The sequence below is a fragment of the Paraburkholderia sp. EG304 genome (genome assembly GCF_046543485.1).
Classification (GTDB): domain Bacteria; phylum Pseudomonadota; class Gammaproteobacteria; order Burkholderiales; family Burkholderiaceae; genus Paraburkholderia; species Paraburkholderia youngii.
This window is the reverse complement of sequence record NZ_JBKGUA010000010.1, coordinates 1-23,246: the sequence shown is the minus strand read 5'-3', so window position 1 is coordinate 23,246 and position 23,246 is coordinate 1. Positions and strand designations below refer to the sequence as shown.

Annotated in this window: 20 protein-coding genes and 1 pseudogene; 12 read left to right on the top strand and 9 right to left on the bottom strand. The window is 65.7% G+C overall.

Going from position 1 to position 23,246, the window contains the following annotated elements; translation table 11 throughout:
• Positions 1-77 precede the first annotated feature (77 nt).
• The 7 genes from ACLFKU_RS14200 (at position 78) to ACLFKU_RS14170 (ending at position 6,184) form a co-directional block, all read left to right on the top strand.
• Positions 78-608, top strand: a complete 531-nt coding sequence (locus tag ACLFKU_RS14200; RefSeq protein ID WP_368585274.1) for an NUDIX domain-containing protein — start codon at positions 78-80, stop codon at positions 606-608.
• 160 nt (positions 609-768) lie between these two features.
• A complete protein-coding gene (locus ACLFKU_RS14195) occupies positions 769-1,917 on the top strand; it encodes an iron-containing alcohol dehydrogenase (RefSeq protein ID WP_368585275.1) in 1,149 nt (382 codons plus the stop codon).
• 40 nt (positions 1,918-1,957) lie between these two features.
• Positions 1,958-2,407 carry an acyl-CoA thioesterase gene (locus ACLFKU_RS14190; RefSeq protein WP_410849511.1) on the top strand — a complete coding sequence of 150 codons (450 nt, stop codon included), beginning with the start codon at positions 1,958-1,960 and terminating at the stop codon, positions 2,405-2,407.
• A 4-nt stretch (positions 2,408-2,411) separates the two neighbouring features.
• Positions 2,412-3,350, top strand: a complete 939-nt coding sequence (locus ACLFKU_RS14185; protein WP_410849510.1) for a branched-chain amino acid ABC transporter permease — start codon at positions 2,412-2,414, stop codon at positions 3,348-3,350.
• Complete coding sequence (locus ACLFKU_RS14180; RefSeq protein ID WP_410849509.1) at positions 3,343-4,665, top strand: branched-chain amino acid ABC transporter permease; 1,323 nt, start codon at positions 3,343-3,345, stop codon at positions 4,663-4,665. The genes ACLFKU_RS14185 and ACLFKU_RS14180 overlap by 8 nt, the downstream gene beginning before the upstream one ends.
• On the top strand, positions 4,662-5,462 hold the full coding sequence (locus tag ACLFKU_RS14175) for an ABC transporter ATP-binding protein (protein WP_410849508.1): 801 nt from the start codon (positions 4,662-4,664) through the stop codon (positions 5,460-5,462). The genes ACLFKU_RS14180 and ACLFKU_RS14175 overlap by 4 nt, the downstream gene beginning before the upstream one ends.
• The gene (locus ACLFKU_RS14170; protein WP_410849507.1) at positions 5,459-6,184 is read left to right on the top strand and encodes an ABC transporter ATP-binding protein; all 726 of its coding nucleotides are present in this window, start codon (positions 5,459-5,461) and stop codon (positions 6,182-6,184) included. The genes ACLFKU_RS14175 and ACLFKU_RS14170 overlap by 4 nt, the downstream gene beginning before the upstream one ends.
• 76 nt (positions 6,185-6,260) lie before the next feature.
• Here the strand turns inward: ACLFKU_RS14170 and iolB are convergent, their stop codons facing one another.
• The 7 genes from iolB to ACLFKU_RS14135 form a co-directional block, all read right to left on the bottom strand.
• A complete protein-coding gene (gene iolB, locus ACLFKU_RS14165) occupies positions 6,261-7,061 on the bottom strand; it encodes a 5-deoxy-glucuronate isomerase (RefSeq protein ID WP_368587200.1) in 801 nt (266 codons plus the stop codon).
• On the bottom strand, positions 7,058-7,966 hold the full coding sequence (gene iolE / locus ACLFKU_RS14160) for a myo-inosose-2 dehydratase (protein WP_410849506.1): 909 nt from the start codon (positions 7,964-7,966) through the stop codon (positions 7,058-7,060). The genes iolB and iolE overlap by 4 nt, the downstream gene beginning before the upstream one ends.
• Positions 7,967-7,985: 19 nt before the next feature.
• Positions 7,986-9,959 carry a 3D-(3,5/4)-trihydroxycyclohexane-1,2-dione acylhydrolase (decyclizing) gene (gene iolD / locus ACLFKU_RS14155; protein ID WP_410849505.1) on the bottom strand — a complete coding sequence of 658 codons (1,974 nt, stop codon included), beginning with the start codon at positions 9,957-9,959 and terminating at the stop codon, positions 7,986-7,988.
• A complete protein-coding gene (locus ACLFKU_RS14150) occupies positions 9,956-11,980 on the bottom strand; it encodes a bifunctional 5-dehydro-2-deoxygluconokinase/5-dehydro-2-deoxyphosphogluconate aldolase (RefSeq protein WP_410849504.1) in 2,025 nt (674 codons plus the stop codon). The genes iolD and ACLFKU_RS14150 overlap by 4 nt, the downstream gene beginning before the upstream one ends.
• An 86-nt stretch (positions 11,981-12,066) precedes the next feature.
• Positions 12,067-12,873 carry an ATP-binding cassette domain-containing protein gene (locus tag ACLFKU_RS14145; protein ID WP_410849503.1) on the bottom strand — a complete coding sequence of 269 codons (807 nt, stop codon included), beginning with the start codon at positions 12,871-12,873 and terminating at the stop codon, positions 12,067-12,069.
• 13 nt (positions 12,874-12,886) lie between these two features.
• Positions 12,887-14,077 (bottom strand): ABC transporter permease, encoded by a 1,191-nt coding sequence (locus tag ACLFKU_RS14140; RefSeq protein ID WP_410849502.1) that lies wholly within the window; start codon positions 14,075-14,077, stop codon positions 12,887-12,889.
• 224 nt (positions 14,078-14,301) lie between these two features.
• Complete coding sequence (locus tag ACLFKU_RS14135) at positions 14,302-15,348, bottom strand: sugar ABC transporter substrate-binding protein (RefSeq protein ID WP_368587194.1); 1,047 nt, start codon at positions 15,346-15,348, stop codon at positions 14,302-14,304.
• 276 nt (positions 15,349-15,624) lie between these two features.
• Here ACLFKU_RS14135 and ACLFKU_RS14130 point away from each other — a divergent pair, with 276 nt between their 5' ends.
• The 4 genes from ACLFKU_RS14130 to ACLFKU_RS14115 all read left to right on the top strand — a co-directional run bounded on the left by ACLFKU_RS14130 (position 15,625) and on the right by ACLFKU_RS14115 (position 18,892).
• Entirely contained in the window at positions 15,625-16,509 is an 885-nt protein-coding gene (locus ACLFKU_RS14130) for a MurR/RpiR family transcriptional regulator (protein WP_368587193.1), read from the top strand.
• Positions 16,502-17,518, top strand: coding sequence for an inositol 2-dehydrogenase (iolG, locus tag ACLFKU_RS14125; protein ID WP_410849501.1), 1,017 nt, complete (start codon positions 16,502-16,504; stop codon positions 17,516-17,518). The genes ACLFKU_RS14130 and iolG overlap by 8 nt, the downstream gene beginning before the upstream one ends.
• Positions 17,518-18,564, top strand: coding sequence for a Gfo/Idh/MocA family oxidoreductase (locus ACLFKU_RS14120; RefSeq protein ID WP_410849626.1), 1,047 nt, complete (start codon positions 17,518-17,520; stop codon positions 18,562-18,564). The genes iolG and ACLFKU_RS14120 overlap by 1 nt, the downstream gene beginning before the upstream one ends.
• 100 nt (positions 18,565-18,664) lie before the next feature.
• The gene (locus ACLFKU_RS14115) at positions 18,665-18,892 is read left to right on the top strand and encodes a sulfurtransferase TusA family protein (RefSeq protein WP_026225937.1); all 228 of its coding nucleotides are present in this window, start codon (positions 18,665-18,667) and stop codon (positions 18,890-18,892) included.
• Between the two features lie 98 nt (positions 18,893-18,990).
• Here ACLFKU_RS14115 and galU read toward each other — a convergent pair whose 3' ends face one another.
• Both galU and ACLFKU_RS14105 read right to left on the bottom strand, forming a co-directional pair.
• Positions 18,991-19,872 (bottom strand): UTP--glucose-1-phosphate uridylyltransferase GalU, encoded by an 882-nt coding sequence (gene galU / locus ACLFKU_RS14110; RefSeq protein WP_368587190.1) that lies wholly within the window; start codon positions 19,870-19,872, stop codon positions 18,991-18,993.
• Positions 19,873-19,934: 62 nt separating this feature from the next.
• Positions 19,935-22,814 carry a valine--tRNA ligase gene (locus tag ACLFKU_RS14105; protein WP_410849500.1) on the bottom strand — a complete coding sequence of 960 codons (2,880 nt, stop codon included), beginning with the start codon at positions 22,812-22,814 and terminating at the stop codon, positions 19,935-19,937.
• Positions 22,815-23,058: 244 nt separating this feature from the next.
• Between ACLFKU_RS14105 and ACLFKU_RS14100 the strand changes: the two are divergent.
• Positions 23,059-23,246 (top strand): annotated as a pseudogene (locus ACLFKU_RS14100) (IS256 family transposase); the annotation flags it as partial.

Here is a 23,246-nt window from a genome sequence, read left to right as displayed (position 1 = left end):
CGCACCACTCGGTACACGCGCAATGCCATACCACTACGACCCGCCAAAGAACACGAAACAACGAGACGTCCCCCGCCATGACCGAGTACCGATTCTGTCCCCGCTGCGCGAAGCCTCTGACCGAACGCACCGACCCCGAGCACGACGGTGGCCGCGTCCGTCAGATCTGTCCCGACACCGAGTGCGGTTATGTTCATTGGAATAATCCGCTGCCGGTCGTCGCCGCGATCGTCGAGTACGAGGGCAAGGTTCTGCTTGCGCGCAACGCCGCATGGCCCGAGGGCAGGTTCGCGCTGATCACCGGCTTCCTCGAAAACGGCGAGACGCCGGAGCAGGGCATCGCTCGCGAAGTGATGGAGGAGACGTCGCTGCACACGGAATCGGTCGAACTGATCGGCGTGTACGAATTCATCCGCAAGAACGAGCTGATCATCGCGTATCACGTGAAGGCGCATGGGACGATCGCGCTGTCGCCGGAACTCCTGGAATACCAGCTCGTCGAGCCCGCGAAGCTGCGGCCGTGGCGCGCGGGCACGGGGCAAGCGCTCGGCGAATGGATGCGGCGGCGCAATTTGCCGTTCGAATTCGTCGAGCGGCCGGGGCTGTGAAGCGCTCCGTCCATCGAGCCGCAACATTGGCCAGCACACAGACAATGCGGACAACGCAGACAACATAGAGACAGCACACAGCAGCCATCGACGCATCATCGAATCGTTCATCCACGTCAATCAGCGGTCAATGAGCGCACGCTCAGGGAGAAGCAACGGCATGGCCTACATCTACTACCTGACCCATATTCATCTGGGCTACGACGCACTGTCGCAACTGTCGTCCGAGTGCGCGCGCATCGGCATCAGGCGGCCTCTGGTGATCAGCGACAAGGGCGTCGTCGCGGCCGGCATCGCGCGGCAGGCACTCGATGCGCTGAAGCTCGGCGACGTGCCGCTGTTCGACGACACGCCGTCGAATCCGACCGAGGACAAGGTGCTCGCGGCGGCCCAGGTGTATCGCGACGAGCGCTGCGACGGGCTGATCGCGGTGGGCGGCGGTTCGTCGATCGATCTCGCGAAGGGCGTCGCGATCGCGGCCACGCATCCGGGGCCGCTCACGCAGTACGCGACGATCGAAGGCGGCAGCGCGAAGATCACCGACGCCGTCGCGCCGCTGATCGCGATTCCGACCACGGCCGGCACCGGCAGCGAAGTCGCGCGCGGCGCGATCGTGATCCTGAACGATGGCCGCAAGCTCGGCTTTCATTCGTGGAGTCTGCTGCCGAAATCGGCGCTGTGCGATCCGGGTCTCACGCTCGGCCTGCCGCCGGGGCTGACCGCCGCGACCGGCATGGATGCGATCGCGCATTGCATCGAGACCTTCCTCGCGCCGGCCTTCAATCCGCCCGCCGACGGCATCGCGCTCGACGGCCTCGAGCGCGCGTGGCACAGCATCGAGCGCGCGTGCGCGGACGGCAGCGATCGCGAGGCGCGCCTGAACATGATGAGCGCGTCGATGCAGGGCGCGATGGCGTTCCAGAAGGGCCTCGGCTGCGTGCATTCGCTGTCGCATCCGCTGGGCGGCCTGAAGGTGAACGGCCGCACGTCGCTGCATCACGGTACGTTGAACGCGGTCGTGCTGCCCGCGGTGCTGCGCTTCAACGAGCGCGCGCCGAGCGTGGTGGCCGAGCGCCGCTATGCGCGCATGCGTCGCGTGATGGGGGTGCCCGAGCATGCGGATCTCGCGCAGGCGCTGTTCGACATGACCGCGCGGCTCGGTCTGCCGACCGGCCTCAGGCAGATGGGCGTCGACGAAAGCATGTTCGACAAGGTCGTGCAGGGCGCGCTGCTCGATCATTGCCATCGCACGAATCCGCGTGAGGCGAGCGCCGACGACTATCGCCGCATGCTGACGGAGTCTTTGTGACGCAGCCCCGCATCCTCGCATCCACCAACCGCCACGTCCGATGAACAAACCCGCCCCCGCCGGCCGCGCCGCGTATCCGCACTTCCTGTCGATCACCACGCGCTGGATGGACAACGACGTCTACGGCCACGTGAACAACGTCGTCTACTACAGCTATTTCGACACCGTCGTGAACGAGTATCTGATCCGCGCGGGCGTGCTCGATTTCGAGCACGGCGCGACGATCGGGCTCGTCGTCGAGACGCAGTGCAACTACTTCGCGCCGCTCGTGTTTCCCGATCGCATCGACGCGGGCTTGCGCGTCGCGCGGCTCGGCACGTCGAGCGTGCGCTACGAGGTGGGGCTGTTCCGCGACGGCGATGATGCGCCCGCCGCGCAGGGGCATTTCGTGCACGTCTACGTGGATCGCGCGACGCGGCGGCCGGTGAACCTGCCCGCCGAACTGCGCGCGGCGCTCGAACCGTTGTGCGTTGGCGGGACGGCGGACTAGACGCGTGCAGTCGTTCATCATCACTTTGCTCAACGGCCTGAGCTACGGGCTGTTGCTGTTCATGCTGTCGGCCGGGCTCACGCTGATCTTCAGCATGCTCGGCGTGCTCAACTTCGCGCATGCGAGCTTCTACATGCTCGGCGCGTACGTCGGCTTTTCGGTGGCGGCGCGCGCCGGTTTCTGGAGCGCGCTGGTGGTCGCGCCGCTCGTCGTCGGTCTGCTCGGCGCGGCGCTCGAGCGCTGGCTGCTGCGGCGCGTGCGCGGCCACGGTCATCTGCCCGAGCTTCTGTTGACGTTCGGCGCCGCGTATCTGCTCGGCGAACTCGTCAAGCTCGGCTGGGGGCTCAGTCCGCTGTCGGCGAGAATCCCGGCCGTGCTCGACGGTTCGCTGTTCTCGCTGTACGGCGCGGTTTTCACCCGCTATCGCGCGTTCATGATGGCGGTGTCGCTCGCGATGCTCGCGGCGCTCATCGCAATGCTGCGCGTATCGAAGACGGGCCTGATCGTGCGCGCCGCGCTCACGCATGCGCAGGCCGTCGAAGCGCTCGGCTACAACGTGCCGCGCGTGTTCACCGGCGTATTCGCGGCCGGCACCGCGCTCGCCGCGCTGGCCGGCGTGATCGGCGCGCCGCTGTTCGTGATCGAGCCGGCGATGGCGGAGTCGCTCGGCTCGATCGTGTTCGTCGTCGTCGTGATCGGCGGGCTCGGGTCGCTGAGCGGGGCGCTCATCGCGTCGCTGCTGGTGGGGAGCGTGCAGACGCTGGCGGTCGCGAGCGATCTGTCGTTGGGCGACGCGGTGGCGCTCGTCGGCGCGGTGCTGCCGCCCGAATGGGACGCGCTGACGCTCGCGCAAGTCGCGCCGCTGCTGCCGTACCTACTGCTCGTCGCGGTGCTGGCGATGAGGCCGCGCGGGCTGTTCGGACGGCGTGACGATCATGCGTAAGCGGGGTGGGCCGTCAGATGCGCTGGAAAGCAGGGCGCCGCCGCGCAGGCGCGGTGGCGCGCTCGCGCCCTGGCTCGCGCTCGTCGCCTTTCTGGCCGTGCCGCCTTTCATCTGGCCGCACAGCTGGCTGCTCGCCTATCTCGCGCAAAGCGCGACGATGATCGTGTTCGCGCTGTCGTACAACCTGTTGCTCGGCGAGACCGGGCTGCTGTCGTTCGGACATGCCGCGTTTGCGGGGCTCGGCGCGCTGATCGCCGCGCGCGTGTTCAACGCGGGCGGCGTGCCGCTCGTGCTGCTGCCGTTGGTCGGCGGCATCGGCGGCGCGCTGTGCGGCGTGCTGTTCGGCTTTATCGCGACGCGCCGTGCCGGCACCGCGTTCGCGATGATCACGCTAGGTCTCGGCGAGCTCGTCGTCGCGGCCGCATGGACGCTGCCGGGCTGGTTCGGCGGCGAGGCGGGCGTCGCGATCGATCGCGCGAGCGGGCCGCTCCTCGGCGGCTGGAGTTTCGGTCCGGCGCGCGAGGCCTATGCGCTGATCGCGCTGTGGTGCGTCATCGCGAGTGTCGCGATGTTCGCGCTGTCGCGCACGCCGTTCATGCGGCTCGCGAACGCGGTGCGCGACAACCCGGCGCGCGCGGCGGCGATCGGCTGCTATCCGCGCCGGGTTCGCTATGGCGTGGTCGTGCTGTCGGCGTTTTTCGCGGGCATCGCGGGGACGCTCGGGCTGATCAATATCGAACTCGTATCGACCGAAAGCGTCGGCATGATGCGCTCGGGCGCGGTGCTGATCGCGACCGTGATCGGCGGCACTGCCGCGTTTTTCGGGCCGGTCGCGGGGGCGATCGTGCTGACGTTTTTCAGCGTGGTGGTCGCGAGTGTCACGCGGGCGTGGCTGTTTTACCTCGGGCTGTTCTTTGTCGTCGTCGTGATGGCCGCGCCGGATGGGCTTGCGGGCTTTGCCTCGCGACACGTGGCGCGGATTGCGGCCTATGGCTGGCGAGGTTGCCGCGCCGCTTATCTGTGGAGCGCGGCGGCAGGGTTGCTGTGGCTCGCGGCCGTCGTGATCGCGGTGCAGTGGGCCTATGCGGCGCAGTTCGGTGCGGACGAAGGGGCGGCGTTTAGCGCATTGTTCGGCGGCGGTGCGGGCGCGGGCACCGATGTCACCGTTGCACCGATGCTGTTGCCGCTTCCTCTGGCGCTGGCATTCGTTGCGCTCGCCGCCCTGGCTGCATTGTCCACACGCCATGCGCTGCGCGCGCATGCACGCGTGAGCGCCCACGCACGCGCGGCACGTTCCTCCGGAGCCGCACGATGATCCCCGCACTGGCGCTCTACGGCATCGAAAAGCGTTTCGGCGCGACGCAAATACTGCGCGGCGTCGATCTCGCGATCGAGCCCGGGGAGCGGCACGCGCTGATCGGCCCGAACGGCGCGGGCAAGTCGACGCTGTTCAACCTGATCGGGGGCGGCGCGCGGCCGAGCGCGGGGCGTATCCATCTGTTCGGCGCGGACATCACGCGGCTGGCGCCCGCCGCGATCGCGCGCCGCGGCCTCGCGCGCAGCTTCCAGAGCACCAGCGTGTTCGCGCGGCTGTCCGTGTTCGACAACCTGCGCTGCGCGGCGCAACTTGCCGAGCGCGATCGCACGCGCTGGTGGCAGCGTCTGACCGGCACCGCCGCGATCGATGCGCGCGCCGCCGAGGTGCTCGATGCGGTCGGCCTCGGCCCGCGCCGCGACGTCGCGGCCGGCACGCTCAGCTACGCGGAGCAACGCGCGCTCGACCTCGGCATCGCGCTCGCCGGCGGCGCGCACACGCTGCTGCTCGACGAACCGACCGCGGGCATGAACCGCGCGGAGGCGGCGCGCGCGATCGAGCTGATCCGCGACACCACCGCGGGCCGCACGCTGCTGATGGTCGAGCACGACATGGACGCGGTGTTCGCGATCGCGGATCGGATTTCGGTGCTGGTGCAGGGGCGCATCATCGCGAGCGGGTCGCCGGGCGCGATTCGAGCGGACGCGGCGGTGCGGGCCGCGTATCTGGGTGAGCGCATCGACCCGGGCTCACGCGCTCGGGCCGGTGACGAACCCGGCAACGGGGCAGGCCGATGAGCGCGCTGCTCGACATTCGCGACCTCAACGCGTGGTACGGCGCGAGCCAGGCGCTGCACGGCGTCACGCTGAGCATCGAGCCCGGCGAAGTGATCGCGCTGGTCGGCCGCAATGGCTCGGGCCGCTCGACGCTTGCACGCGCGATCATGGGCCTCGTGCGCTGCGAGGGCGAACTGCGTTTCGCGGGGCGCTCGCTCGCGGGTCTGCGCACGTTCGAGATCGCGCGGCTCGGGCTCGGCTATGTGGCCGAGCATCGCGACGTGTTCGCCGCGCTGAGTGTGCATGAGAACCTGCTGCTCGGCATTGCGCCGGCTGCCGCATCGCGTGAGCGTGGCCGCGCGCCGCGCTTCACGCTCGACGACGCATATGCGCTATTCCCGGTGCTCGCCGAGCGTAAGCGCACGCGTGCCGGCGCGCTGTCGGGCGGCGAGCAACAGATGCTCGCGCTCGCGCGGGCGCTGCTCGGCGACCCCGATCTGCTGCTGATCGACGAGCCCGGCGAAGGGCTCGCGAGTCTCGTGATGCAGCAGGTCGCCGATTGTCTGCATGCGCTGCGCGAGCGTGGTGTCGCGATGTTGCTGATCGAACAGAGGCTGGTGATCGCGCAGGACATCGCGAGGCGCGTCGCGGTGATGGGGCACGGCGAGATCGTGTTCGACGGCGCGCTCGCGTCATTTCTGTCGCGTGACGATGTGATGCGCGAGTGGCTCGGCGTGGGTTGACGCGCAGGCTTGCGCGCGCCCGGCGCGGGGCGGGGGCTACGCTTGGGCACGCCAACGCGTCAATGGTTTTGGATGGTCAAGCATCCTTATTGATGATCCACTCGTGCACCGGATCGTTATGGAAATGCCAGACCCGCTGGCTACCGGCCATCACGTTCAGATAATACGAGTCGTAGCCATACGGCACGATGACCGGGTGATAGCCGCGCGGCACCATCACGACGTCGTGATCCTCGACGGCCATCGATTCGTCGATATCGCGCGAGTCGGTGTACACGCGCTGAAACGCGAAGCCTTGCGGCGGATCGAGCCGGTGGTAATAGGTTTCTTCGAGCGAGCTTTCGTGCGGAATGTTGTCGGTGTCGTGCTTGTGCGGCGGATAGCTAGACGCGTGACCGCCCGGCGTTCTCACTTCGACCACCAGCAACGACTCCGCCGGCTCGGTCTGCGGAAGAATGTCGCACACGTAGCGCGTATTCAGCGACTTGCCGCGCGTCGAGCGCTTCATCGACGCCGGCTCGATCAGCCGCGCCGGATACTCGCCCTTGGCCGGCGCGCTCGCGACGCCGATCTCCGCGTCGCGGTTCGCGCGCACCGTCGCGCGCACGTTCGGCGGCAGATACACCGCATACGGCGCCGCGTCTTCGAACACGCTGTCGCGCGAACCGAGCGAACTCCAAGTCGTATCCGGCGTTTCGACATCGACCGCGCCGCTCAGCACCACGATGCACGATTCGCGCGCCGGTTCGAATACATACACGAGTTCGTTCGCGCCGACCCGGTACGCGGCGAATCCTACATAGCGCCAGCAGGCCGACTGCGGCGTGACGCGCGCGATCGTCTGGCCTTCGCGCTCTGCCTTTACCAATAAGCTCATGCTGCCTCCTTGCCGAGCGGCGCATCGACGAGCGCCCGCAAAGTACCGTACCCCTTCTGCGCATAATCGAACGACGGTGCGACCACGGGGTCCTGCTCCGCCTCGACCACGAGCCAGCCGCAATAACCATGCCGCTTCAGCCGGTCGATCAGCGCCGGAAAATTGACCGCGCCATCGCCGGGCACCGTGAACGCGCCGGCGATCACCGCATCGAGAAAACTCCAGTTGCGATTGCGCGCGAGCTTCATCACGGCGGGGCGCACGTCCTTGCAGTGCACATGACAAACGCGCGCAATGTGCTTGTCGAGCACGGCCACCGGATCACCGCCCGCGAACGTGATGTGCCCGGCGTCGAACAGCAGGCCTACCGCATCGCTGGTGCGCGCCATCAACTGATCGACGTCGGCTGGCGTTTCGACATACGCGCCCATGTGATGATGATAGGCGAGCCGAACGCCACGGCTCAGCGTATAGCGCGCGAATTCATCGACGCGTGCCGCGTAGCCGGCCCATTGCGCGTCGCTGAAAAAGCGCGGCCGTTGATACAGCGGGCGCGGCGCGCCCTGGATCGAATCGGCGACCTCGCCATACACCATCACGGTCGCGCCGTTCTGCGCGAGCAATTCCAGATGCGAGCCGACCGCGTCGATTTCTTCCGCGACGCTGCGTTTGGCCAGTTGTCCCGAGTACCAGCCGGACACGAGCGCGAGGTCGTATTGCGCGAGCAGCGTTTTCAGCGCTTGCGGCTCGCGGGGAAACTTGTTGCCGAGCTCGAAGCCCTGGTAGCCGATCTGGCGGCCCTCGGTCAGCGCGACTTCGAGCGGCGTCTCGCCGCCGAGCGACGGCAGGTCGTCGTTCATCCACGACAGCGGATTGATGCCGATGCGTACGTCGAAAGCAGTCATGCCGGAATCCTCATGGTTCTCAGTCGTGATCGGCGCCCTGTGGCGGCGAGGGCGGTGCGGAGGGCGCCGCGCGCGCGGCGAGCTGCGCGTCGTACTTCGCGCGGGCGTCGCGTACCTCGGTGCGCGTCGATACTTCGGGCACCGCGACTTCCCACCACCAGCCCCCGTCTTCGGTGGTGCGAGCCGGGTCGGTGTCGATGCTGATCACGTACGTGCCGTTGGCCGCGCGTGCGCGTTGCAGTGCCACTTCGAGTTCGGCGAGATTACGCGCATGTTCGGCTTGCGCGCCGAGCGCGCGCGCATGCGCGGCGAAGTCGATGCGCGGCACGCCTTCCGGTCCTTGCGCGCAATCGTCGAGCAGATTGTTGAACGGTGCGCCGCCGCAAGCCTGTTGCAGCCGGTTGATGCAGCCGAAGCCGAGATTGTCGAGCACGACGACGATCAGCTTCGCACCGAGCATCACCGAGCTCACGATCTCGCTGTTCATCATCAGATAGCTGCCGTCGCCGAGAATCACGATCACCTCGCGCTCGGGCCGCGCGAGCTTCACGCCGAGGCCGCCCGCGATCTCGTAGCCCATGCACGAGTAGCCATATTCGACGTGATACGCGCCGGGCCGGCCCGCGCGCCACAGCTTGTGCAGATCGGCGGGCAGCGTGCCGGCCGCGCAGACGACGATGTCGTCGGTCGGCGAGCGCGTGCTCGAACGCTGCACCGCGCCGATCACATCGCCCTCGTAGGGCAGCACCGCGTCGCGTTGCGGCGCATGCGTGAGCGTTTGCACGGTGTCGCGCCAACTGGCCGCGAGCTTGTGCGCGCGCGCGGTCCACGCGCGCTCGGCGTGCCAGCCTTGCAGCGGCCCGGCGAGCGCATCGAGCGCGAGCTTCACATCGGCTTCGACGACGAAGCCGCGATGCTTGAGCGCGTCGAAGCCATTCGCGTTGATCGCGATCACGTCGGCTTGCGTGAACAGCGTGTTCGAGCCGGTCGTGAAGTCCTGCAGCCGCGTGCCGAGCGCGAGCACGCAGTCGGCGTCATGCGCGAGTGCATTGGCGGCCGGCGAGCCGGTCACGCCGAGCGCGCCCGCATTCAGCGGATCGTTCCACGCGAGCGAGCTTTTGCCCGCCTGGGTTTCCGCGACCGGCACGCCATGCGCGCTCGCGAAGCGGTGCAGCGCATCGGCCGCGCGGCTGTACAGCACGCCGCCGCCCGCGACGATCAGCGGCCGCTTCGCGTGCCGCAAGCGCGCACACGCGGCGTCGATATCGTCGCTACGCGGGGCGGGCGCATGAGGGCGCACGACGCGCGGCGTGAAAAAGTCCTCCGGAAAGTCCCATGCCTGCGCCTGCACGTCCTGCGGCAACGCGAGCGTGACGGGGCCACACAACGCCGCATCGGTCAGCACGCGGATCGCGCGCGGCAGCGCGCTCAGCAATTGCGCCGGATGCACGATGCGGTCGAAGTAACGCGACAGCGGCTTGAACGCGTCGTTCGCGGATACGCCGCCGTCGTTGAAATCCTCGAGCTGCTGCAACACCGGATCGGGCGCGCGCGACACGAAGATGTCGCCGGGCAGCAGCAGCACCGGCAGACGGTTCACGTGCGCGAGCGCGGCCGCGGTCAGCAGATTCGTCGCACCGGGGCCGATCGACGTCGTCACCGCCATCATGCGGCGGCGAAAGTGGGCCTTCGCGTAGGCGATCGCACTGTGTGCCATCGCCTGCTCGTTATGCGCCCGGAAAGTGGGCAGCGCGTCGCGATGCTGATACAGCGCCTCGCCGATGCCCGCGACGTTGCCGTGGCCGAAGATCGCGAACACGCCGCCGAACAGTGGTTCGACGCTGGCGCCGTCTTCGCTGGCGACGCGTTGCGCGGCGAGGTAGCGCACCAGCGCCTGTGCCATCGTCAGGCGAATCGTGCCGCCGGTGCGGGCGGGCGCTTGCGGCGCGCCGCTGGTGGATGGAGTGTCGTCATGCATGATGCCCTCGTTCATGCGGCTTGCTCCTGATGAGCGTGATGAGGTGTGCCATGCGCCGTCGGTTCGCCGCGCGCATTGCGCCACGCGGCGATCAGCGTTTCGAACGTGTGGCGCACGCGCGCGATCAGTTCGTCATCGCCGATTTCACCGGCGAGCCACGCATGGCTCGGTTCGTGAAAGATCGTGCGGCCGACCGTGAAGCCGCGGCACGTCGCCGCTTGCGCGGCCGCACGAAAGCCTTCGCTCAACTGCTCGACCGCCGCCGACAAGCCGAGCAGCACGACGCCGCGGCAATACGGATCGCGCTCGGCGATCAGCGCGTCGATGGCCTGCCATTGCGCGGCGTCCATCGGTTCGAGCTTCCACCACTCGGGGTAGATGCCGAGGTTGTACAGGCGCTTCAACGCGCGATACACGATGTCCGGCCCCTGCGGCAGCGACGCATGCTTCGGCGGAATCACTTCGAGCAGCAGTTCGTGGCCACTGGCCTGGGTCGCGTCATACAGCGCGCGCAGTTGCGCCTCCTGTTCGAGCCGCTGCTCGATCGGCTCATCGGGGTGAAACTGCACGAGGCATTTGGCAACGTGCTCCTGCGGCCACGCGATCAGCGTGGTGCCGATCGAGCGGCCATGATCGAACACGAGCGGCACGGAATGGGGCAGCTCGACCGGACGGCCGATCCACCAGCCGCGGCCGGTCGCGGCATTCAGCGCGTCCTGACCATAGCGGTCGTCGATCAATACGCCGATGCGTCCCTGCAGGTTCAATGCGCGCTCGGTCTGGGCTACCGCTTCGACGAACAAGCCCTTCAACGAGGCAATGCGCGCTTCGTCGGCGCCAGTCTGCTGCGCGAGTTCGAAGAACGGGTTGCGATGATCGAACGCGAAGCCGAGTACTTCGTGCCACGCTTTGCGCGCCGGCGACACGCGATGCAGTCTTGCGAGCTTCGCATCGCGATCGGGCCGGCGCATGCGCTGCGGATCGGCCTGCGCTTCGCGCAGGAAGTAGTCGAGTTCGGCCGGGGTCGGCATCGCCGGGGCGCAGCCGTGGCGTGATACGACCAGCGCGCCGCTCGCATTCGCGGCGCGCGCGCAGGCCTCGAGCGGCTGATCGCGCAGCCAGCCTGAGAGGAAGCCGGAAGCGAATGCGTCGCCCGCGCCGAGCACGTTCAGCACTTCGACTTCGACGCCGCCATGAATCGGCGCAGCGTCGAGCGATGCAGGCACCTCGCCGTCGATGATCTGACAGCCGAGCGGCCCGCGCTTCAGCACCAGCGTGGCCGGCGTCACGGCGCGCACCATCGCGAGCGCATCGCGCAGGTCGGTCTTGCCGCCGGCGATGCGAAACTCTTCCTCGGTGCCGATCACCAGATCGAACAGCGGCAGTATCCGCTGCAAATGCGTGCTGACACCCTCGCTCGCGACGAAACGCGTCTCGCCGTCGGCCTTGCCCGTCAGTCCCCACAGCACCGGGCGGTAGTCGATGTCGAGCACGGTGCGCACGTCGTTGCGGCGCGCGTATTCGAGCGCGCGGCGGCTCGTGCGATTGACCTGCTCGGTGGAAAAATGCGTGCCGGTGATCAGCAGCGCTTTCGACGACGCGATGAACGCCTCGTCGAAATCGGCCTCGTCGACCGCCATGTCCGCGCAGTTCTCGCGGTAGAAGATCAGCGGGAACGTGTCGCGGTCCTTCAGGCCGAGCAGCACGAGCGCGGTCAGCCGTTCGTGATCGATGCGCACGTGGCTCACGTCGCAGCCTTCCTTCGCGAGCGTCTCGGTCAGGAAGCGTCCCATGTGATCGTTGCCGACGCGCGCGAGCATGGCTGCGTCAAGCCCGAGCCGCGCGCAGCCGAACGCGATGTTCGCCGACGAGCCGCCGAGATACTTCGCGAAGCTCGACACGTCTTCGAGCCGCGCGCCGACCTGTTGCGCATACAGATCGACGGCCAGCCGGCCGAGGCACACGATGTCGCGGGCGCGCCCCGGCGCGAACCGGCTGCTTGCTGCGTTACCGCTGGAGGTGCTGGAGTGAGCCATGAATAGTCCTGAGTAACAGTGCGCGGTGAGTGCGCGGTGGCTGGCCGGGCGAAACGCGTCGAGGCCGGACGTGCCGCGCGAATCAGTCAGATCGTCGCGCCTTCGAGTTCGCCGATCATCTTCTGCATCTCGGCGCCGCCGGCCATCATGTCGAGCACTTCATCCTTGCTGATCGTCTGTTTGGTGAAGGTGCCGAGCGAGCGTCCACGATTGAGCAGCGTGAACGAATCGCCGATCGGATACGCGTGGTGCACGTTGTGCGTGATGAAGATCACCGAGATGCCTTTGGCGCGCGCCTTATGGATCAGCTTCAGCACGTTGAAGCTCTGCTTGACGCCGAGCGCGGCGGTCGGTTCGTCGAGAATCAGCACGCGCGCGCCGAAGTGAATCGCACGCGCGATGGCCAGGCATTGGCGCTCGCCGCCCGACATCGTGCCGATCGGCTGATGCGGGTCGCGCACATTGATGCCCATTTCGGCGAGCTTGTCGCGCGCGGTGATTGCGCAGGTTTCGAGGTCCATCACGTTGAGAAACCCGAACAGCTTTCTCTGCGGTTCGCGGCCCATGAAGAAATTGCGCGCGACCGAGAGCAGCGGCACCAGCGCGAGATCCTGATAGACGGTTGCGATGCCGAGATCGAGCGCGTCTTTCGGTGACGTGAAATGCACCGGCTTGCCGTCCACCCGGTAGGTGCCTTTGCTCGGCTGATACACGCCCGCGAGCGTCTTGATCAGCGTCGATTTGCCCGCGCCGTTGTCGCCGAGCAGACAATGCACTTCACCGCGTTTGAGCCGCAGCGTGATGTCGTTCAGCGCGATGATGTTGCCGAAATAGCGGCTGACGTTTTCGAGCGACAGGATGATGTCGTCGGGGTTCGGTTCGGGGGTGCTCATCGTGAACCTCCGTCTAGCGCGATGCCGCGACGCGGCCGCGTACGTAGTGGTTGAACAGCACGGCGAACAGCAGCATCACGCCGAGAAACACGCGGAACCAGTCGGAATCGACGTTGGTGTACGTGATGCCGATCTGCACGACGCCGAAGATCAGCGCACCGAAGCAGGCGCCGACCACCGAGCCGTAGCCGCCCGTCAGCAGCGTGCCGCCGATCACCGCGGCGATGATCGCCTCGAACTCCGCCTGCAAACCGCGGTCGGCCGCGGCCGAGCCGATATCGCACACCTGTAGCACCGCATACAGGGCCGAGCAGAACGCGGTCAGCACGAACAGCGAGATCTTCACGCGACGCACTGGCACGCCGACATTCTTGGCCGCGTTGGCATCGCCGCCGATCGCGAAAATCCAGTTGCCGAAGCGCGTCTTCGCGAGCGTGAACGCGCAGACCACCGCGAGCACGAACCACCACAGCAGCACCTTGGGAATGCCCGGCACCAGCGGCGCGCCGTTGTCGAGCATCTTCACGAGACCGAGGTGGCCAAGCCATACGAACAGACCTCGGAACGCGACGCCCTGGAAGAACGTGTGCGCGAACCAGTCCTGACGTGCGACGTCGCCGACACCGGAGATGATCGTGCGATCGGCGAACATCACCGATAGCGCGAGCGTCAGACCGCGCAGAATGAACAGGAACGCAAGCGTGACGATGAACGACGGCAGACGCGTGCGTATCACCAGATAGCCGTTGAGCGCGCCGAGCAGCATCGAGCCGACGAACGCGAACACGATCGCAAGCCAGATCGGCCAGTGGAAGTACATGGTCGGCAACGCGACCATCATGCCGGCAAAGCCGATCATCGAGCCGATCGACAGATCGAACTCGCCGGCGATCATCAGCAGGCATGCGCCGACCGAGATCAGACCAAGATAGGCGGCGACCTGCGACCAGTTCATCACGCCGTCGAGGTTGAACATCCCCGAGTTGCCGGCGGCCAGGCCGAACACGATGAACACCATCACGGTGCCGGCGAGCGCCGCGAATTCCGGTCGGCCGAGAAGATGGCGGAACCAGGATTCCTCGCGCACGCGTTCGTCGACGGCAGCGGACTGCGAGGCGGTCGTCGCGCCAGACTGCGCCGGGTCCTGCGGATCGGACGGCGGTTGCTTGCGGTGATGGGGATGAAACAGGTCGGCGACACCCATTGAAGCTCTCCTTGATACGCCCGCGACCGGCGAGTCGGCGCAATGCGTTGGGCGTTTGTGAATCCGCCGGGCGGCATGTCCGCTGGGCGGTATATCCGCTTGGCGGCATGTCCGCTGAGCGGGCGAGTGCCGGCAAGACGCAATGCGTCCCACCGGTCACTGCCTTTTGAACCTTGCCGCTGGCGCGGCGGCCTGATCGCGCGACGCGATGCGATGCCGTGCGCTCAGCGGTACTGACCCGCGTACTTCAGCACCTTGTCGACGTTCTCCTTGGTGATGAAGCCTGGACCCGAGCCGATATTGCGCGGCCCATACGACGGTGCGAGCCCATAGGTCGCGAGGCGCTCCTTGAACTTCGGATTCGCCTGCAGGACCTCGCGGATCTTCACGGGATCGGTGGTGTTGTTCTTCTTCGCGATCGCCAGCACGGCGACCGGGATATAGCCCTGCAAGTACGGTTGCTGGTCGATCGCGAACTGGATCGTGCCGTCCTGGATGCCCTTCGCGATGTCGCTATCGAAGTCGAAGGTCGCGAACCAGATCTTGCCGGCGAGGCCCATCTGCTGCAGCGCCTTCAAGGTCGGGTCGGCCGATAGCGGACCGAGCGTCAGCACCGCCTGGGTATCCGGATGATTGCGCAGGAACGCGCTGACTTTCGACTGCACGCCGGTCGGGTCCTGGCCCACGTCGAGAGTCGAGGTTTTGAAGTTGGCGCCGATCGCTTCGGCGAAACCGCGGCAGCGTTCGAACGAAGCCGGGTTCGTCGCGTAGTGGTTCACGCACAGGAACGACTTGATGCCGGCGGCCTTGGCCTTTTCGCCGGCGGCTTTGCCGGCCGCGAACTCGGGCTGGCCGACGTGCATGATCGCGCCGAGCTTCGCGCTTTGCTCTTCGGTGCCGGAGTTGATCGTGACGAGCGGAATATGTTTCTCGGTGACCTTCCCGATCGAGCTCTTCAGCACGTCGAAGTCGGCGATCGATACGATCACGCCGTCATAGTTGCGTGCGGCCGCCTGTTCGACGAGACGCGCCATGTCGGCGATGTCGCCGTTCGGCGGGTTGCGGTAGTCGGTCTGAACGTTGAAGTCCTCGTCCGCCTGCTTGATCGCGTTCTTGATCGTGTTCCACCACGAGTCCGAATCCGGCGCGTGGCTGATCAGCACGAAGTGGGCGTCCGCCGCGCGGGCGGCCGAGGCCGCGCCGAATCCCGTCGCCAACGTCAACGCCGTCACCAGAATCCTGAGCGTTGCCTTGCCTCTGCAAAGTCTCATTGTCTCCACCTTTCTCGGTCTGTCGTTCGTTATTGAGGGAGCGCCTGGCGGGTGGCTTGCCATTCCGATGACCCACACAACGAGGCCGAAGCGCCATCGCTCACGACCAAGAGTAGGTTATCTTCCGAGGCCTTGCAAAGAAAATTTCATGACAAATAAAAATGGAAAATACGTTCCATTTGATGGGGCGCCCGCCTATACTCGGCAACGTCGGATGCGCGTTGCGGCGGGCCGCGGGCGCGTCTGTCGCATTGCAGGAAACCCCGAGAGGCAGTCATGGCGGAACAGATCACCGAAGAAGCGTTGCCGAGCGTCGACGAATTGATGCAGCGCATCGCGGATACCTACGAGTCGCTGCCTCGGCAGTTGAAGAGCGTGGCGTCATATATCGAGCAGCATCGCTCGAGCGTGATGATGGATCGCACCAGCGATATCGCCGCGAGCTGCGGTGTGCACCCGTCGGCGGTCGTGCGCTTTGCGCAGCGGTTCGGCTTTTCCGGGTTTTCCGATTTGCAGGCGGTGTTTCGTCAGGCGTATACGGGGCAGGGCGTGTCGTCGTCGAGCTATCAGCAGCGCATCCGCAAGCTGATCGACGAGAAGCCCGGCACGCTGTCGGGTGGCGCGGTCGCGCGCGAGTTCATCGCCGCGTCGCGCGGCGGCCTCGAAGAACTCGAGGCGGGTCTCGACGACAAGCAGTTCGACGCCGCCGTGAAGATGCTGCAGCAGGCCGACAACATCTACGTGATCGGCGTGCGGCGCTCGTTTCCGGTCGCGAGCTACATCGTCTATGCGTTGCAGCACACGCACAAGCGCGTGCATCTGGTGTCCGGCTTCGGCGGCATGTATCGCGAGCAGATCCGCAGCGTCAGGAAGGGCGACGTGGTGATTGCGATCAGCTTCGCGCCGTACGGCAAGGAGACGCAGTACTGTCTGCGCGTCGCGCATCATCATCAGGCGAAGACGCTCGTCATTACGGATAGCCAGCTATCGCCGCTCGCGCGCTACGCGAGCACGCAACTCTACGTGAAAGAGGGCAGCGCGTTCGCGTTCCGCTCGCTGACCAGCACGATCTGCCTGTGCCAGGCGCTGTTCATCGCGCTCGCGTACAAGCTCGAACTGAACGTTGAAGAATCCAACGACACTGGAGGCTACGATGACTGACGCGGTAAGCACGATCGACGTCGCGGTATTCGGCGCGGGACGCATCGGCAAGATCCATGCGGCGAATCTCGCGCGGCAGCCCGGCGTGCGGCTCAAATACGTGGTCGACGTGAATCGCGACGCGGCCGCCGCGCTCGCCGCCCAGCATGGCGCGCAGGTCGCGGATATCGACGGCGCGATCGGCGACGCGTCGATCGGCGCGACCGTGATCTGTTCGAGCACCGACACGCATGCGGACCTGATCGTCCAATCGGCCGCGCAGAACAAGCACGTGTTCTGCGAGAAGCCGGTCGATCTGACGCTGGAGCGCGCGCGGATGTGCGCGCAAGCCGTGGAGCGCGCGGGTATCGTGTGCATGATCGGGTTTCAGCGGCGCTTCGATCCGACGTTTGCCGCATTGAAAGCGCGTCTGGACGCAGGCGAGATCGGCACGCCGGAAATGCTGGTCGTGACGAGCCGCGACCCTGGCGCGCCGCCGGTCGACTACATCCGGCGCTCCGGCGGCATCTTCAAGGACATGCTGATTCACGACTTCGACATCTGCCGGTGGATTCTCGACGACGAAGCCGACACGCTGCACGCCACCGGCAGTTGCCTCACCGACCCCGCGATCGCCGACGCGGGCGACGTCGATTCGACCGCGGTGACGATCCGCACGAAGCGCGGCCGCCTGTGCCAGATCAACACCACGCGGCGCGCCGCGTACGGCTACGACCAGCGCTTCGAAGTGCTCGGCAGCACCGGCATGCTGCAAGCGGGCAACATCCGGCCGACCGAAGTCACTGCGTACGCGAAGACGAAAGTATCGACCGACCTGCCCGAGGCGTTCTTTCTCGAACGCTACCGCGCGGCGTACGCGCTAGAAATCGCGCATTTCTTCGACGCGGTCACGCACGGCAAACCGGTGCGCACGACCGTCGCCGATGGCCTGAAAGCGCTCGAACTCGCGGAAGCCGCGACGCGTTCATGGCGCGAGGGCCGTGCGGTCAAACTCGGCGAGGCCGCGTGATGAAGCCCGCCATGGAGCGCTTGCGGATCGGCGTGGTCGGCCTTGGGCGGCTTGGCAAGCGGCATGCGGAGAATCTCGCGTATCGCGTGCCGGGCGCGACGCTCGCGGCCGCGTGCAGTCCGCTCGGAGAGGAACTCGCGTGGGCGCGCGATGCGCTACCCGAGCCGCGTCTTTACGCCGATTACGCGGACCTGCTCGCCGATCCGCAGCTCGATGCGGTATGGCTCGTCACGCCGTCGTCGCTGCATGCGCAGCAGATCGTCGACGCGTTACGCGCCGGCAAGCACGTGTTCTGCGAAAAACCGCTGTCGCTCGATGTCGCCGAATGCGAGCGCGTGCTGGCCGAAGCGGCGCGCTATCCGCATCTGCAAGCGACGATCGGCTTCATGCGCCGCTTCGATCCGAGCTACCGTGACGCGTTCGACAAAATCGCCGCCGGCCAGATCGGCCGGCCGTTCCTCGTGCGCTCGCAGACCACCGATAAAAACGACAACGACGGCTTCTTCGTGCGCTTCGCGGCGAGCTCGGGCGGCATCTTTCTCGACTGCACGGTGCACGACATCGACGTCGCCCGCTGGCTGCTCGGCAAGCCGCGCGCGACACGCGTGTTCGCGGCGGGCACGATCGCGCTGCACGAGGGTCTGCGCGAATTCGGCGACGTCGACAACGGCGTGGCGATCTGCGAATTCGAGGGCGGCAAGCTCGCGATGTTCTACGCGTCGCGCACGCAGGCGCACGGCAACGATACGCATAGCGAAGTCATCGGTACGGCAGGCGCGCTGACGATCGGCCGCAATCCGCGCGCGAACCGCGTCGAGATCTACGACTCGACCGGTATTCGCAACGAGTGCACGCCGAATTTTTTCGACCGCTTCGAGGACGCGTTTCTGCACGAGGCACGCGCATTCGTCGCATCGGTGCAAAAAGGGCCGGGGAAGGGCGATGCGGAACAGAGCGGCGCGACGCTCGCCGATGCGCTCGAAGCGACGCGTATCGGCGTCGCGCTGCGCGAGTCGCTGCAAAGCGGCAGGGCGGTGACGCTGTAGCGGTGCGCTGTCCGGCGCCGCCGCGCCGCCTGCTGTAAAATTTGACCCTCTGTCCGGCGTCGTTAGCGACGCCTCGTCCCGAAGGTCATCGTCGATGCAAATTCAGATTCACAAGGAAGTCGATGCGCGCGGGCTCATGTGCCCGCTGCCCATCCTGCGCGCCAAAAAAGCGCTCGCCGACATGGAAAGCGGCCAGATTCTCAAGGTGCTCGCCACCGATCCCGGCTCGCAGCGCGATTTCGCCGCGTTCGCGAAGCAGACCGGCAACGAGATCGTCGAAAGCTCGGCGCATGACAAGGTGTTTACGTTTCTGATGCGGCGCCGTTGAGCAGCATTCGGTAAATCTGTCCGTCCGATGTAAAAAAGAAGGCGCTGTCCCCATTATTCGGGGTACAGCGCCTTCTTCGTTTCGTCCTGACCTTGGCGTCAGCCTTCGAGGACCGGCGAGCGGGTACGCAGATATTCTTCGAAATCGGAGGCCACTTCCGGGTGACGCAGCGCGAACTCGACGGTCGCCTTCAGGTAGCCGAGCTTGCTGCCGCAGTCGAAACGCGTGCCGTGATACTTGTACGCGAGCACCTGTTCATCGGCGAGCAGCGACTGGATCGCGTCCGTCAGTTGCAATTCACCGCCCGCGCCCGGTTTGATCGAGCGCAGGTGATCGAAGATGCGCGGCTTCAGCACATATCGGCCGACCACGCCGAGGTTCGACGGCGCCACGCTCGGCTCCGGCTTTTCGATGATGCCCGACATCTTGATGATCGAATCTTCCCATTCCTTGCCATCGACGATGCCGTACGACTTCGTGTCTTCCGGGGGGATCTCTTCGACGCCGATCACCGAGCTGTGATAGTGATCGAACACCTCGATCATCTGCGTCATCACGGGCGGCGTGCCGTACAACAGGTCGTCCGCGAGAATCACGGCAAACGGGTTGTCGCCGACCAGCTTCTCGGCGCACAGCACCGCGTGGCCGAGGCCTAGCGCTTCGGCCTGGCGCACGTAGAAGCAGTCGACGTGGCTCGGCTTGATGCTACGCACGAGTTCGAGCAGCTTGTCCTTGCCGCGTGCTTCGAGTTCGGCCTCGATCTCATAGGACTTGTCGAAATGGTCTTCGATCGCGCGCTTGCTGCGGCCCGTGACGAAGATCATTTCGGTGATGCCGGCCGCCATGGCCTCCTCGACCGCGTACTGAATCAGCGGCTTGTCGACGATCGGCAACATCTCCTTCGGGCTAGCCTTCGTGGCGGGGAGGAAGCGGGTGCCAAGACCTGCTACCGGAAAAACCGCCTTCGTAACTTTTAGCATGTGAATACCCTGAGTCCTCTGGTTAAATCCATGCCCGCCGTTGAGGACGGCGGGCGCGTCGATCAGGCCGGCAAGCGAGCCAGTTGGGCCTTCAGCTTGCCGACGGTGGCTTCGAAATCGGCCAGCCGCTTCTGCTCCTGTTCCACGACCGCGGCCGGCGCCTTCGCGACGAAGGCCTGATTCTGCAGCTTACCGTTGCATTTCACGATTTCGGCGCTCAACCGGGTGATCTCTTTCGACAGGCGTTCACGTTCGACCGCCGCATCGATTTCGACCTTCAAAACGAGCTTGTCCGTTCCTACGATAGCAATCGGCGCGCCATCCGCCTGGGCATCGAGCGCCGCCTCGTCGGCAATGATCTGCACCTCGGACAGACGCGCAAGCGCCTGAGCATAAGGCGCGAACGTACGAAGACGCTCCGCGTTGCCGGTGGCGAGCAACGGCACCTTCACCGCCGGCGACAAGTTCATTTCGCCGCGCAGATTGCGGCATGCATCGATCACCGCTTTGAGGTCGTTCGCCCACTGCTCGGCGTCTTCGTCGAGCTTCGACGGCTCCGCGATGGGGTACTGCTGCACCATGATGGACGCCTCGCCCTCGGCCTTGCCTTCCGGGTAGCGTCCCGCGAGCGGCGCCACTTTCTGCCACAGCGCTTCGGTGATGAACGGGATCACCGGATGCGCGAGGCGCAGCACCGTTTCGAGCACACGCAAAAGCGTGCGACGCGTGGCTCGCTGCTGGTTCGGCTGCCCCGTCTGGATCTGCACCTTGGCGAGCTCGACGTACCAGTCACAATATTCGTCCCAGACGAACTTGTATATGGCGTTGGCCACATTATCAAAACGATAGTCCGAAAAGCCCTTGGCGACTTCCGCTTCCACGCGCTGCAGCTGCGACACGATCCAGCGGTCGGCCTGCGAGAAATGCAGATGGCCTTCTGGCCCGCATTCGCCACATTGCGCCGGTTGGCCGAAACCGCAGTCATGGCCTTCGCAGTTCATCAGCACGAAGCGCGTGGCGTTCCACAGCTTGTTGCAGAAGTTGCGATAGCCTTCACAGCGGGCGAGGTCGAAATTGACGTTGCGGCCGAGCGTGGCCATCGACGCCATCGTGAAGCGCAGCGCGTCGGTGCCGAACGCCGGAATGCCGTCCGGAAACTCCTTGCGGGTCTTCTTCTCGATCGACGCGGCCTGCTTCGGGTTCATCAGGCCGGTGGTGCGTTTCGCGACGAGCGCGTCGAGGTCGATGCCATCGACGATATCGATCGGGTCGAGCGTGTTGCCCTTGCTCTTGGACATCTTCTGGCCTTCGGCGTCGCGCACGAGGCCGTGCACGTAGACCGTGTCGAACGGCACTTTGCCGGTGAAGTGCGTGGTCATCATGACCATGCGCGCGACCCAGAAGAAGATGATGTCGAAGCCGGTGACAAGCACCGACGACGGCATGAAGTGCTTCAGTTCTTCCGTTTCGTTCGGCCAGCCGAGCGACGAGAACGGCACCAGAGCCGACGAGAACCACGTGTCGAGCACGTCTTCGTCGCGCTTCAACGCGCCCGTGTAGCCGGCCGCGACGGCCTTCGCGCTCGCGTCCTCTTCGGTCTTGGCGACGAACACTTCGCCGTTCTCGCCGTACCACGCCGGAATCTGATGACCCCACCACAGCTGGCGCGAAATGCACCAGTCCTGGATGTTTTCGAGCCACTGGTAGTACGTGGTGGTCCAGTTCTCCGGCACGAATTTGATCTGGCCGTTGCGCACGACGTCGAGCGCGGTTTCGGCGATCGACTTGCCCGGATTGAACGTGCCTTCGGGCGCCGGCTTGCTCATCGCGACGAACCACTGGTCGGTCAGCATCGGCTCGATCACGACGCCGGTGCGGTCGCCGCGCGGCACCATCAGCTTGTGCGGCTTGACCGATTCGAGCGCGCCCAGCGCTTCGAGATCGGTGACCACCAGCTTGCGGGCTTCGAAACGGTCGAGGCCGCGGTATTTTTCGGGCGCGTTGTCGTTGATTCTCGCGTCGAGCGTGAGGATTTCGATCTGCGGCAGCTTGTGGCGCAGGCCGACCTGATAGTCGTTGAAATCGTGCGCGGGCGTGACCTTGACGACGCCGGTGCCGAATTCGCGGTCGACGTAATCGTCGGCGATGATCGGCACTTCGCGGTTCGACAGCGGCAGTGTGACGGTCTTGCCGATCAGGTGCGCGTAGCGCTCGTCTTCCGGGTGCACCATCACGGCGGTGTCGCCGAGCATGGTTTCCGGGCGGGTGGTGGCGACGGTCAGATGGCCCGAGCCGTCGGTCAACGGATAGTGGATGTGCCACAGGTGGCCGTTCTCTTCTTCGCTGACCACTTCGAGGTCGGACACGGCGGTGAGCAGCACCGGGTCCCAGTTCACGAGGCGCTTGCCGCGATAGATCAGCCCCTGTTCATACAGACGCACGAACACGTCGCGCACGGCGGCCGACATCTTGTCGTCCATCGTGAAGTATTCGCGCGACCAGTCGATCGACGCACCGAGACGACGCACCTGATTCGTGATGGTCGAGCCGGACTGCTGCTTCCACTCCCACACGCGTTCGACGAATTTTTCGCGGCCGAGGTCGTGGCGCGAGACGCCCTGCGCGTCGAGCTGACGTTCGACGACGATCTGCGTGGCGATGCCCGCGTGGTCGGTACCCGGCACCCACAGCGTGTTTTCGCCGAGCATGCGGTGATAGCGGGTGAGACCGTCCATGATGGTCTGGTTGAACGCGTGGCCCATGTGCAGCGTGCCCGTGACGTTCGGCGGCGGCAGCTGGATCGAGAAATCCTTGCGGTTCGGGTGGAAGGAGGGCGCGGCGTAGGCGCGCTTTTCCCATTCAGGGCCCCAGTGGGCTTCGATGGTGTGGGGTTCGAAGCTTTTTGCAAGCGTCGAGGTCGGGTCGCTCGGGGTGTCGCTCATGTTTCTGGTTAAAAGCAGGATTTTGGAGGCGGAGAATGGTTGATTATAGCTAACGAGGGGTTTTGCCTTGCCGGCGGCTTGGTTTGTCGTTGTTCTGGGTTCTTTGGCCTTTCCTTGCTTTGTTATTGGTCTATTAGACCGACAAGCCAGCAAGGAAAGGCCAAAGGAAGCCAGAACAACGACAAAAAAGGAGCCTGTCAGAAATTTTGTGTTCAAGGCATAACATGTACCCAAAGGAGCATGTATGCCAAGCAAACCAAAAGCAGGGTCTGCGCCCCCGCCTGAGCTGCCCGCGATTCCAGAGGAGCTCATCGATCAGTTCGTGAAGGGTCCGATGACGGCGGAAGCGGTGCAAACAGCCTCGATGGCGTTCAAGAAGGCGCTGATCGAGCGTGCGCTGGGCGCCGAGCTAAAACATCACCTGGGCTATCC